This is a genomic window from Gelidibacter mesophilus DSM 14095 (assembly GCF_000423005.1).
Lineage (GTDB): Bacteria > Bacteroidota > Bacteroidia > Flavobacteriales > Flavobacteriaceae > Gelidibacter > Gelidibacter mesophilus.
Map to the genome: position 1 here is coordinate 94,759 of NZ_AUHD01000010.1, position 12,583 is coordinate 107,341.

At 36.7% G+C, this 12,583-nt stretch carries 12 protein-coding genes and 1 tRNA gene; 5 read left to right on the forward strand and 8 right to left on the reverse strand.

Annotated elements, in window-relative coordinates; genetic code table 11:
* The first annotated feature begins 2 nt into the window (after positions 1-2).
* Positions 3-569, forward strand: coding sequence for a TlpA family protein disulfide reductase (locus G525_RS0112690; RefSeq protein ID WP_027126500.1), 567 nt, complete (start codon positions 3-5; stop codon positions 567-569).
* Here G525_RS0112690 and G525_RS0112695 read toward each other — a convergent pair.
* The 6 genes from G525_RS0112695 to G525_RS0112720 form a co-directional block, all read right to left on the reverse strand.
* Positions 555-1,703: a lycopene cyclase family protein gene (locus G525_RS0112695; protein WP_027126501.1), complete on the reverse strand. Its 1,149-nt coding sequence runs from the start codon at positions 1,701-1,703 to the stop codon at positions 555-557. The genes G525_RS0112690 and G525_RS0112695 overlap by 15 nt on opposite strands.
* A gap of 21 nt (positions 1,704-1,724) precedes the next feature.
* Entirely contained in the window at positions 1,725-2,174 is a 450-nt protein-coding gene (locus G525_RS0112700; RefSeq protein WP_027126502.1) for a sterol desaturase family protein, read from the reverse strand.
* Between the two features lie 8 nt (positions 2,175-2,182).
* Complete coding sequence (locus G525_RS0112705) at positions 2,183-3,022, reverse strand: phytoene/squalene synthase family protein (RefSeq protein ID WP_027126503.1); 840 nt, start codon at positions 3,020-3,022, stop codon at positions 2,183-2,185.
* Positions 3,006-4,493, reverse strand: a complete 1,488-nt coding sequence (locus G525_RS0112710; RefSeq protein ID WP_027126504.1) for a phytoene desaturase family protein — start codon at positions 4,491-4,493, stop codon at positions 3,006-3,008. Before G525_RS0112710 ends, G525_RS0112705 begins: the two co-directional genes overlap by 17 nt.
* Positions 4,494-4,541: 48 nt before the next feature.
* Positions 4,542-5,441, reverse strand: a complete 900-nt coding sequence (locus G525_RS0112715; RefSeq protein ID WP_027126505.1) for a MerR family transcriptional regulator — start codon at positions 5,439-5,441, stop codon at positions 4,542-4,544.
* Positions 5,442-5,564: 123 nt separating this feature from the next.
* Positions 5,565-5,648: transfer RNA gene (locus G525_RS0112720), tRNA-Leu, on the reverse strand.
* Between the two features lie 404 nt (positions 5,649-6,052).
* Between G525_RS0112720 and G525_RS0112725 the strand changes: the two genes are divergently transcribed.
* From G525_RS0112725 to G525_RS21785, 3 genes are all read left to right on the forward strand, one after another.
* Positions 6,053-6,523 (forward strand): hypothetical protein, encoded by a 471-nt coding sequence (locus tag G525_RS0112725; RefSeq protein WP_027126506.1) that lies wholly within the window; start codon positions 6,053-6,055, stop codon positions 6,521-6,523.
* Positions 6,524-6,822: 299 nt separating this feature from the next.
* Complete coding sequence (locus G525_RS20965; RefSeq protein WP_035479644.1) at positions 6,823-7,464, forward strand: hypothetical protein; 642 nt, start codon at positions 6,823-6,825, stop codon at positions 7,462-7,464.
* 12 nt (positions 7,465-7,476) lie between these two features.
* Positions 7,477-8,211 carry a PRC-barrel domain-containing protein gene (locus tag G525_RS21785; protein WP_051209926.1) on the forward strand — a complete coding sequence of 245 codons (735 nt, stop codon included), beginning with the start codon at positions 7,477-7,479 and terminating at the stop codon, positions 8,209-8,211.
* 219 nt (positions 8,212-8,430) lie between these two features.
* Here G525_RS21785 and G525_RS0112740 read toward each other — a convergent pair whose 3' ends face one another.
* The gene (locus G525_RS0112740) at positions 8,431-9,774 is read right to left on the reverse strand and encodes a sensor histidine kinase (RefSeq protein ID WP_027126507.1); all 1,344 of its coding nucleotides are present in this window, start codon (positions 9,772-9,774) and stop codon (positions 8,431-8,433) included.
* Entirely contained in the window at positions 9,764-11,107 is a 1,344-nt protein-coding gene (locus G525_RS0112745; RefSeq protein ID WP_027126508.1) for a sigma-54-dependent transcriptional regulator, read from the reverse strand. The genes G525_RS0112740 and G525_RS0112745 overlap by 11 nt, the downstream gene beginning before the upstream one ends.
* Before the next feature lie 207 nt (positions 11,108-11,314).
* Here G525_RS0112745 and G525_RS0112750 point away from each other — a divergent pair, with 207 nt between their 5' ends.
* Complete coding sequence (locus tag G525_RS0112750) at positions 11,315-12,571, forward strand: efflux RND transporter periplasmic adaptor subunit (protein ID WP_027126509.1); 1,257 nt, start codon at positions 11,315-11,317, stop codon at positions 12,569-12,571.
* The last annotated feature ends 12 nt before the right edge of the window (positions 12,572-12,583 follow it).

A 12,583-nucleotide genomic window follows, 5' to 3' on the forward strand; every position in this document is an offset into this window, starting at 1 on the left:
TTATGAAAATTTCAAAAAGTCAACGTAACAATATTATTTTTTTGGTCATTATTTTGATCATGATCATTCCACAAACCCGTCAACCTATTCAAATTTTATTGCAAAAAGGTTTGGCTAAGTTCAGTCCTTCAGTTGTCGATAAAGAAGATCGCGTGACCCTAACTGATTACAATTGGCAATTGGTAGATGAACATGGATTAGGTTATGACTTTAATCAAGCCAAAGGAAAAGTAATCTTTATCAATTTCTGGGCAACTTGGTGTCCGCCGTGTATTGCCGAAATGCCAAGTATGGAGAAGCTTTATCAAGCGTATAAAAATGAGGTGGTCTTTCTCTTTGTTTCAGGTGAAAGTCAGGACGTCATTTCAAAGTTTAAGGAAAAAAACGACTATCAATTTACGGTCCATTCGTCGATTAATGCACATCCGGAAATTTTAGAGGCGACTTCAATCCCGAGAACATTTGTGATAGATCAAGAAGGACATATCGTTATTGATAAAACGGGAGCTGCAGACTGGAATAGTCAAACCGTAAGAACACTTTTGGATGATTTGCTAAAACCTGAATAAGACTTTAAAAAAGGCTTTTATAAATGCTATTGAAAAAAGAGATTTCATAATAGCGAGGTCTTCTGAAAAACGGGTCTCCTCATCTAAAAATCGGAACATGGTCCGAATGGAGTTTTTAGAATAAAAACGTTCAAAGATCCAAACGCCTTTTTCGTTTTCATCATGAAGGACTTTCAGGAATATTTTGTCGTAAAACTTAAATTTCTTTTTGAACATGTTTTTTGAAGGAGGCTTTCCTGATTTGATGTTTGCAATCAATCGAGCCACGTTTTTTTCGGTATGCTTAAACGAATAGCCCGTCGATCCTTTTATCCAACCACCACCAGTGCCAATTTTTGTAACATTTTTAGTGTGATAGTCCCAAAATGGGAAATCTGTCATTGGAATATTGCCCACTTCTGTCTCTAGAATTTTGTAGGCTTCGATGTTCAAAGCCTGATTAAGATACTCTTTAATGGCCTCTTCATAAACCTGGATTTCCACCGTGAAAGGTGTGAAAAAGGTATATTCAATAAGTGCTTTAGTTTCAGAAAAAGGCAAGACATAGATAAAACTTGTCGAATCTCTATATTGAAACCTATAGTCCATCATAGTGAAAGCATCGGGCTGAAAGCTTGGTGTATCAGTTTCAATGAGCCATCCCTTAAAATGCTGATGGATAAGTGTGTGTTTAGAGAGGTGTAATCTGAATTCTTTGGGTATTCTACTATCAAACACATGATTTGCCGAATAATTATTTTTAAGGCCAATAACCTTTGAGATCGCATTTTCTTCAATAGTTTGAACGCTATCTGAGATAAAGCTGAAGTTATCTTTTATGGACAGTTGATTTTTCGTCCAATTATAGAAATCTATCGCCCTGATCGTTTTGTAACTGTATTCTTTAAGGGGGAGTCGTAATGAAATTGTAGGAGATTCAAATTTAGCCGTATGCCAAACTTTTTCTACAACGTCATCAAATTTCCCTTCACCTTTTTCCCAAAAACTCCAGGTTTTGTCGTTTTCTGTTTTATCGGAAGGATCAATAAGTCCTATCTTATAACTTTCAAAAAATGGGTCTTTTGAAAGCTTTAGGGCCAACTGCAAACCGGCAAGACCATTTCCAATGATGAGATAATCAAAAGTGTCCTGCATAGCTAAAATTGACCTTGGGTATTATTTTTTGAAGTATTTAAAAGGCACGACGAGCATGCCAAAACATTCGCCATCTTCTTTCCCTCTGTGTTTGTGGTGCATTTTATGTGCGCGCCTCACGCCTTTGGCATAACGATTATTAGCGTTTCTAAAGATTTTAAAGCGCTGGTGTATAAAAATATCGTGAACCGTAAAATAGGCGATGCCGTAAGCTAAGATGCCAAGCGCAAGTGGAAGACAATACCAAAGACCTTCGTAACTCCATAAATAAAACAAAATCATGCTCACAATGGCATAGAAAATAAAGAACGCATCATTACGTTCAAACCAACTGCCGTGATCTTTATGGTGATGGTCTTTGTGCAAACTCCATAAAAAACCGTGCATGATATACTTATGCGTAAACCAGGCATTAAATTCCATGATGGCAAACGTACCGAAAAATATAAGTATCCAAAGAAAAACTTGCATGTTCAAATTTACATTAAATTGAGTTGATATTTGACATAACTTCTGGTTAGAAGCTCAAATTTCTTGTAATTTGGAACTCTAATCCGTGTTGATTTGATATCTAGTGCGGGCGTGCTTTTTAACTTTTTGAGCAATTGGTTATAATAGCGGTAGGCCATAAAAACGCCAAACTTTGCTTCAATGGGCAGTTCTTTAATTCCTTTTAATCCCAGGGTAAAATCATGTTCTATGTCGTCAATTATCTTTTGTTTGGAAGTTTCATCCAATTGGTTCAGGTTGGTGTTGGGAAAATAGGTGCGACTTAAATCTTCATAATCCGCTTTCAAATCTCTTAAAAAATTCACTTTCTGGAAGGCAGAACCCAAGCTCATGGCGCCCTCCTTCAAATTTTCATATTTTTCCTGATCTCCTTTTACGAATACTTTTAGGCACATAAGCCCAACTACATCCGCAGAACCATAAATATACATTTTGTAATCGGACTCAGTCAGATAATCCGTTTTGTGCAGATCCAATCGCATACTTTTCATAAAGGAATCTACAAGATGTTTATCAATATGATATTTGTGGTAGGTTTCCTGAAACGCATTTAGAATGGGGTTGAGACTGATTTTATGTGCAATCGCAAGTTCCAAATCTTCTTCAAATCGATTAAAAAGCGCTGTTTTATCATAATCATGAAAAGAATCTACAATCTCATCGGCAAAGCGCACAAATCCGTAAATGTTGTAAATATCCTGCCGGATACTTCTGGCCAACATTTTGGTAGCGAGAGAAAATGAAGTGCTGTAAGAGGCCGTGACTGCCATACTACATTTATGTGAAACAATATCAAATAGCGCTTTCATGGGCTTTCAGGTTATGGTGTTTTTTAATAAGTTCAGCCACTAATTTTCCAGAAATCAGTGACGGCGGGACTCCTGGACCTGGAACCGTGAGTTGCCCAGTAAAATATAAATTGTGTACTTTTTTGCTCTTTAGTTTAGGTCTCAAAAAGGCCGTTTGCATGAGCGTATTGGCCATTCCGTAGGCATTGCCTTTAAAAGAATTATAATCCTCTTTAAAATCATTGACACAAAAGGACTCTTTAAATATAATGTTATTTTTAACGTTTTGCGATGTTAAATTTTCAAAACGCTCCATAATTTTGTTAAAATAAGTAGATCTTAATTCTTCTGTATCCGTCAATCCTGGTGCAAGGGGAATTAGAAAAATTCCTGCTTCTTGTCCTTCAGGTGCTACGGAAGCATCGGTTTTAGAAGGAAAACTTGCATAAAATAAGGGATCTTTAGGCCATTGCGGTGTATCATAAATTTCTTTTGCGTGTGCCTCAAAATCCACATCAAAAAATAAAGTATGGTGGTTAACATTTTTTAGCTTTTTATCAAAACCCACATAAAATAGAAGGGAAGAAGGTGCAAAAACCTTTTTGTTCCAATAGGCTTCGGAATATTGACGGTAGGTTTTATCCAACAATGTTTCCGAATGATGATAGTCGGCACCGCTCAGTACAATATCGCATTCAAACTTTTTACCATTGGCAATAATTCCGATGGCGTGATGGTTGGAAACCTCAATTTTTTCAACATCAGTTTCCGTTTTTATGGTAACGCCCAAATCCATGGCGAGTTGCTCCATTGCCAACACCACTTCATACATCCCTTTTTTGGGATGAAAAGTGCCAATTCCAAAATCGGCGTAATTCATAAAGCTATAAAACGATGGCGTATTATCAGGCTTTGCACCTAAAAACAATACCGGAAATTCTAAAATTTTAGCCAACCGATCGTTTTTGAACTCTTTACGAACATCCTTTTTAATTGTGCTAAAAAATTGATCTAATTTTTTAATAGTTACAGGAGTCATCAACTCAAAGGCTGATACTCCTGGTCTATATACTAAATCTTTAATGGCAACATCATAGTTGTGTTGCGCATTGGCAATAAATTTTTTGAGCTTTTGGGAGCTTCCTGGTTCTTCTTTTTCAAATGTTTCGCAAATTTTTCCCAAAGTATCTTCAATAGTAATGAAATCGTCCTTTGCAAAATAAACGCTGTAAGCAGGATTCAGCTTTTCCAATTGATAGTAATCTGAAGGCTTTTTGCTGAAATCGGCAAAAAAGCGCTCAAACACATCGGGCATCCAATACCAAGTGGGACCGATATCAAAGATAAACCCCTCCTTTTTTAGCTGTCTGGCTCTGCCTCCAATAGTTTTGTTTTTTTCAAAGATGGTTACTGAAGTGCCAGCCTTGGCAAGGTAACATGCTGCAGATAATGCAGAAAATCCGGAACCTATGATTGCAATACGTGTTTTCATTGTTTAACAAAAGTACAAAAAAGTTAAACAAAAAACAATTTTATAGAATTAAATTGCTGCTATTAAACTGTCTATTGTCCTAAATATTTTTACAGATTGAGGTAAGGATTGGTTTTCAATATATTGGGTCATGTGCCCAAGTACCCATAGATTATGGTCCTTTTCTTTTAAAAGTGTTGAGTCGAACTCTGTGAGGTAATTTGACAGTTCATCCTTTTCAGGCTTAATGGTGAAATAAGAAATAAAAGTGATTTTGTTATAATAAGGAAGCACATCGCTTAAACTCATAATAGGAACACTTGGCCCCAAAAAAATAGAACGATGCCCGCGGGATACCAACTCATAATTGACAAACATGAGTCCGATTTCGTGAATTTCATTGTCGGGTAGAAAAAGAACGAAGGCATTGTTGTGTACTATTTTATTCTCCGCTTGTATGAGTTCAGTATTGACCAACAATTTTTGCTTAATTAATGACGAAGCAAAATGTTCGTGGGCAGGTGTGATGGTGTCGGTTTGCCATAACAAGCCGATTTCCGAAAGAAAAGGCATAAAGACCTCATAGACAATTTCACGAAACGACTTTGTATTAAGGAGTCCGTTGTAGGTTTCATAAAATAGATCTTGGTCAAAATCTAGCATTGCCAATTTGAATGTGTTGATGGCATGGTTTTTAAGCAGACCTTTGCCCGCTAGTTCTCTGACCTGTTGATGAATTTCTAGTTGTGTTAATGAGGCAATTTTCGAGATTTTATGGCCGTGATTATTCAAAAAACTAATATTCAGCAATTTTTGAAGATGACTTAAATTGTAAAATCTGATATTGGTATCTGTGCGTTCTGGCTCGAGCAGTTTGTAGCGCTTCTCCCAAATTCTAATGGTATGGGCCTTAATGCCCGTGAGATTTTCTAAATCTTTTATGCTGAAAATGGTCTTAATATTGTTCATTCTTTTCTCTAAAGTATGAAACAAAATTAAACTAATTTATGATATGAAATCAAAGAATATGTTTATAATAGGAATATGGAGAAAGGAGGGAGGATATTTTTGCTTAAAGTTAATTTTTTTATGTGCGCACGAGAAGACTCGAACTTCCACGACCTAATGGTCACCAGCCCCTCAAGCTGGCACGTCTACCAATTCCGCCACGTGCGCATTAAATATTATAATATGGGATGCAAAATTGAAGCAGCTGCTTAATTTTATGTTTTGATTGGTATTCAAAACGCATCCAAAAGAACTTTAGCGGTGCAAATATAAAAAATCAAATATTTTTTATGCGATATTTTCAATTTACTTTTAATTGTTTGCCATTAAAATTGTTAAATTAAACGATACGGATCAACATAAAATTCTGAACCCTTGGTTATACAGCGGTTTTTTCGATAATTCTCATCATATGCGCAAGTAATTCATCTCTCCATGATTCTTTAGGCTATATCGCTCTTTCCGTAATTTCCAATATCAATTTTTTCTTTACAGGCAATGATTTATGCAATAGAGAAAAGAGCTGTTGTTCCAAAGTTGTAATTTTATAGTTCACCATAAATCAGAACATTATGAAAAAATATAACCATCTAGCAGCCCTTTTTCTTGTCTCCCTATTAATGATGGCATGCGATTTTGGCAAAAACAATTCGCCGGATCACAGCACTACAGGAAGGGCGGTTCCTGAAAATGAAGATATAACCAATACCACCAATTATAAAAATACAGGAAACTTTGATGCCATGGATGAAAACTCTGTTGGAAATGATAAGGTTGCCGATAGTTTAAATGAAAATTGGAATTTGGACAATCCGAAGCGGAAGGAAAATTTATACTTAACCTTTGATATGTCGCAAGATCAGATTCAGAAATATGAAGCAGCATTGCGAACTTGGAAGGAATCTGAACATGATGATGCCTTTAAAGTACTATCCGCCAATGAAAAAATCAAAGAAGAAAATAGAATTTTAAAGGAGATTCTCGACGATTCGCAGTACGAACGTTATAAGAAATGGTCGAATTCCAATGATTTAAGAAATTAGATTGTCTTTAGGGCTTGATTTAAAATAAAGTGTGGGTAAGGCTCTATATATGAGCTTTTACGTTCTTTACGTGAAGTTAATATGAGAGATGAATTCATAGGAAACGCTATTTGTGCCTTCATGTAATGGCTGTGCATATGAAAACAACTCTTTAAAGTCATCCTTAATTTAAGAAAACGTTATCAAGTTAAAATTTTCTTTAAATGAGCATTGCATATGAGATTAGGATACCTAATTTTATTTGAATAACTTAGAATACAGTTATTTGCAATTACTAATTAATCTAAAAACATATAATTATGGCTGAAATTAAAATTGAAAAGAAAAAACCAATGTGGCCCTGGATTTTATTGGTCCTCATTATTTTGGGAATTATTGCGTATTTGGTTTATGATAATCAAGATAAGATTGATTTAAATGATGATTTTGATGATGGCATCACCAATGAGCAGGTGTTGGACAGTCAAACTTCACCACAAGATCATTCTCAAACTACTGATTATTCCAGTAACACTTACAATCAGTATGCTGCATTTGAAGGCTCTATCAGTGACTCTACCCGGATTGCAGTAGATTCATCATACACTAAAAAAGCTTACTACAATCTTACCAAAGCCGTAGTGAATGTGGCTGACGAGAATAGTGTGGAAGATTCTAAGGAATTGAAGGATTTAAGAGAATTTTCAATGCTTATTACTAAGGTATCAAGTCCTTTAGGTAAAAAAGAAGATGCTAAAAACTTTAAGACCGCTGGGGATAAAGTTGTAAAGGTTTTGGAAGATATTCAATCCAAAAACTTTCCAGGCTTACAGTCTGAAGTATCGGATTTGAAACAAATTAATGAAAAAATTGATGGGTATGTCAATATGAACAGTCAGCAAACACCTATTTATGAGTTTTTGCGAAAATCAAGGGACATATTAAGAACTATGAATGAATAAAATAATAAAGTTATGACAGATCAAAATAAACACCTCTATTATATAAATGAACTTTCTGATTATAAAATTTCAGATGGATATCCGGACGTTAGAGGATGGGATGTAAAGGATATTGATAATCGTGTGATTGGTAAGGTCGATAATCTTTTGGTTAATAAAGAAGCGCAACGCGTGGTCTATCTTGATGTCGATGTCGATCAAAGTATTATTGACGCAAAATATGACCCTTATGGAAGGCCAAATCAAACAGAAGTTAGAGAATTTGTCAATAAAGATGGAGAAAACCATATTATTGTGCCTATTGGTTTAGTGGATTTAAATGAAGATTCAAATTATGTTTACACGGATGTTATTGACCATCGCACCTTTGCGGAAACAAAGAGATACCGAAAAGGAGATAACATTAACAGAACTTATGAAAATCAAGTATTAGGATCTTATGGGCGGAGAAAAAATCGAGAAGAAGCGGTTACTGACCTGAATTTGCTTAAGGATGAAACCCGACTTCGGGAGATTATCCGAGATGAGATAAGAAAATATCATCATGATGCCGATAAGAATACGAGCTATAAAGCCTCCGAGCCATTCAATGAGCCAGATGATTTTGAAGAAGCGGTAATTGTTTCTGATGAAGAGTTGGCCTTGAAAAAGCGATTGGAGGATAATCAAGTCAGTGATGACGATAATTTTTATGAGCGAAAGGAGTTTTATGACAAACGTTTTAAAAACCATACATCCCGTTGGTAAACTTTCAATAGCAGATTATTTTTAAATAAAAAAGAGGATTTACAATTTGTAAATTCTCTTTTTTCAGTTTAAAGCCAATCTAATTTCTTGGAAGATAAGTGAATTTTATAAATCCTTAAAATTAGTCAACTATCAATTGAGCACATCCAACGGCATGCGCGAAAGAGGATTATGTTGCTAGGTCAAAAAATTTCAAAATAAAAAAAATGAGGAAAGAATTTAAAAAAGCAGACTTACCACCGTTCCTTGGTCTTCAGAACTCTGTAATTGAATCTTACCGCCATGCAATAACATGATCTGTTTACAAAGACTTAAGCCAATCCCGCTACCGGTTTTTTTAGTGCTGAAAAATGGCACAAAAATACTGTCCATAATTTCCGCGGGGATTCCGCTACCGTTATCGGTAACTTTTATTTGACCAACACCTTTATGGCTTAAGTCGGCCGATACTAAAACTTGGGCATTCTTAATGCCTTCAGTGGCATCAATCGCATTCAGAATTAAATTGATGAGTACTTGTTCTATAAGATACGTGTCGAGCTCAAAAGTCAGATTAGGGTCATCCAGCTTAAAAGCGAGTGTCACTAGTTTATCTTCCAATGAAGGCTTCATGAGTTCGTTGATGCTATCAAACAGAACGGAAGCTTTTATTTTTGATTTGTTGACATGCGTTACTTTGTTTAGACTGCGATAGGTTTTTGCGAATTTCATCAAGCCCTCGCTTCGTTTTTTGATACTCTTTAATCCCGCATTGATATCCTCTAATTCCAAAGTTTCAGGCTGTGATTGCTCCATGGAATCCTGAATGTTTTTCTGAAGCGTTTCAGCCAAAGAAGTGATTGGTGCTATACTGTTCATGATTTCATGGGTCATCACACTCAACAGTTTTTTCCAAGCTTCACTTTCATTTCTGTTTAAGGTCTCTTCAATATTCTGTAGCACGATGAGTTTAAAAGACGCATCATCCATTTCAAAAACGGTATCAGAAATCAAAACTTTTAAGGTTTCCTGTTGCATTTCCAACGTCACAGATGCCGTATTGGAATGGTAGGTCTCAAACAATTCGTCATAGATTTTAGGACGCCTTTTTTCAACAAAGCTGATGTTCTTAAAGTTAGGGAAATCCAAGGTCTTTAATATGGAGTCGTTGGCCCAAAGCACAGCGCCACTTTCCACATTATAGGCGATAATCCCGATATTGACCATCTCCAGTATTTTTTGTAGGTAAACAAACTGGGCCTGTCTTTCACTGTCTATGGTTTTAATGGTTTTGTTGACCATATTGAAACCTTTGTGCAATTGGCGTATATCCTGCGGACCTTTGGTTTCTACAAACCATCTTGAGAAGTCACGATATTTAACCGATTCAAAAAAATCGTCCACTTCCAAGAAGCGCTTTATGACAAATTGATACAAATTATAAACAGCAATTCCTGAAAAAATAGCCCCTCCCACAATTGCGTAGGTATGAATCAAAACAATGCCAAAAGCCAAGAGCATGAGTGCGATGAGTAGCCCTATAACCCGAAGTGTCAGCGTAAATAAATAGCTTTTATAAGTCATGCTTATGGAGTCTTCGGTATAGTGCAGCGCGGGTGATCCCTAGTTCTTTGGCGGATTTAGAGATGTTTCCATTGTTTTTTTCAATTACCGCGAGGATGGTGTTTTTTTCAAGTGCATCTAAATTAGTTTCATTTTGACCCATCGTTTGCTGAGGTTGTTCAATAGCAGAAAAGGTCAAATCGTCGGCTTCCAAAGTTTGGTGTTCTGCCATAATAATAGAACGTTCCAAAGCATATTGCAATTCGCGCACGTTACCACTAAAGTAATGGTTTTTTAATTTTTGAAGAAAACCTGGAGATAGACTAAAAGCATTCTTTCCATATTTTGCAGCATAAAAATCGACAAAATAGTGCGCAAGGAGCGTGATGTCTGTCCCTCTTTCACGTAAAGGCGGAATGGTAATATCCACCGTATTGATGCGATAAATTAAATCTTTTCTAAAACGGTCCTCATCCGCCAAATCTTTAATTGAGACGTTGGTAGCACAAATTAACCTGATATCAATAGGAATGGGTTGGTTGGCGCCTAAAGGTGTGACCTGTCTGTTTTGTAAAACCGTGAGTAGTTTTGCCTGCTGTCTAAGCGAAATATTGCCTATCTCGTCCAAAAAAAGCGTGCCACCTTGAGCCGATTCAAACCGACCTTTACGATCTTCCCGCGCATCCGTAAACGCCCCTTTTTTATATCCAAAAAGTTCGCTTTCAAAAAGTGTATCCGTTAAGGATCCTACATCAACTTTTACAAAAGGTTTGTTTTTGCGAAGGGAATGGTCATGAATGGCTTTGGCAATAAGATCTTTCCCGGTTCCGTTTTCACCTAAGATTAATATATTGGCATCGGTAGGCGCTACTTTGTTTAATTTGACAAACACATTCTGCATCGGTTCGCTTTCACCTATAATTTGGGTTTCGGCATTTAGATGTAGTTTTTGTGGTTGCTTCTTTTTTTGTTTTCCAACATGTTCGCAGACGGTTTCAAGGATTTTAGCGTTTTGCCAGGGCTTTACGATAAAATCTGAAGCACCTTCTTTTAAAGACCGAATGGCCAAATCAATATCGCCATAAGCGGTAATAAGGATCACATCGATCTCAGGTTTTTGTTTTTTTATTTTGTTCAACCAGAAAATCCCTTCGTTACCGGTATTTACCAAGCCGTTAAAATTCATGTCCAAGATGACCAGGTCAAACGCGTTTTCTTGCATTAAACTGAGGATGCTATTGGGGTTTTTGCTGGTAGTTACTTCTTTTACTTTTGATTTTAGCAAAAGCCGAAGCGCGATAAGAACGTCCTCATCGTCATCAACAACTAATATTTTGGCGTTATGGAGTAGCATAACTACAATATTAATAAATTCAAGTCTTTTAATGATGAATTCTCAATCCATAATTGTGAATTAATAAAAGTGTACCAGCATCGAACAGGAAGTGTCTCAATACCGAACACTTTCTCATCGTACTAATATGAGTATTGTGCTGTAAATAAGTGAGTTATGTTTTTGGCATTATTTTGAACATGTATTAACTGTAAAACAACATATTATATGGACATCCAACTGGAAAAAAAGCGCTTTTCAACTCAAAAACTACTTATTATAGGTGGCATTATTCTTTTAATAGCACTCATCGTTTTTGTCATTTTCTCCTCAATGGGAGGTTCAAAGCTCAATGTGGAAAAAGAACGGATCAGTATTAATACGGTTGAAAAAGGTGTTTTTCAGGAGAATATTCCTGTCAACGGCATTGTGATGCCAATTACAACCATCTATTTAGACGCGTTGGAAGGTGGCCGTGTGGAAGAGAAATTTGTAGAAGATGGCGCCATCCTTAAAAAAGGCGATCCTATTTTGAGATTATCAAACACTGATCTAGAATTGAGCCTCATCAATCAAGAAACACAAGTGTACAATCTATTGACCCAAATGCAGATCTCGCAAAATGCAGCCCGTCAGAACACCATCAATAAACTTAACCAAAACACAGATGTGGAGAGTGGGTTAATAGAGGCCAAAAGGCTTTATGAGCTCAATAGCAAATTGTACGAGAAAAAAGTGATTGCAAGGCAGGACTACATCAAGGCAAAAAACGAATATGATTATCAAAAGGAACGAATGCAGTTGTCCAAACAAATATTAAGTGAGGATTCGATTGCCGTAAAACAGGAACAAAGCCAAGTACAGAATAGTTACGCACGTACACAAAACGCATTGGAACTGATGCGCAGAAAAGTAGCGGACTTAGTCGTAAAAGCACCTGTTGATGGACAAGTGACGTCCTTGGATGCTGAAATTGGCCAATCAAAAAACAAAGGGGAACGTTTGGGACAAATTGATGTTTTGAGCGGATTTAAAGTCCGCGCAGATATCGATGAACATTATATCTCTCGAATTTATAATGGACAAACAGGGAAGTTTACCATGAGCGGGAAAAGTTACAGTTTGAGCATTAAAAAAGTGTACACGCAGGTGACCAATGGGAGATTTCAAGTGGATATGCAGTTTGAAGAAGATATCCCGGACGGCATCCGTCGCGGGCAGACTTTGCAGATTCGGTTGGCTTTAAGCGACGAGAAACAAGCAGTGTTGATTCCGAAGGGCGGATTTTTTCAACAAACTGGCGGCAATTGGATCTTTAAGATCAGCGAAAATGGAGACACCGCCTACAAGGTGGATATTACTTTAGGCAGTCAGAACACAGAGTATTATGAAGTGCTTAGCGGCCTCCAACCCGGGGATAAAGTTATTACCAGCAGTTATGACAATTATGGAGACGTGCAGGAATTGGTATTGAAATCCCCCTAAACCCCCGAAGTG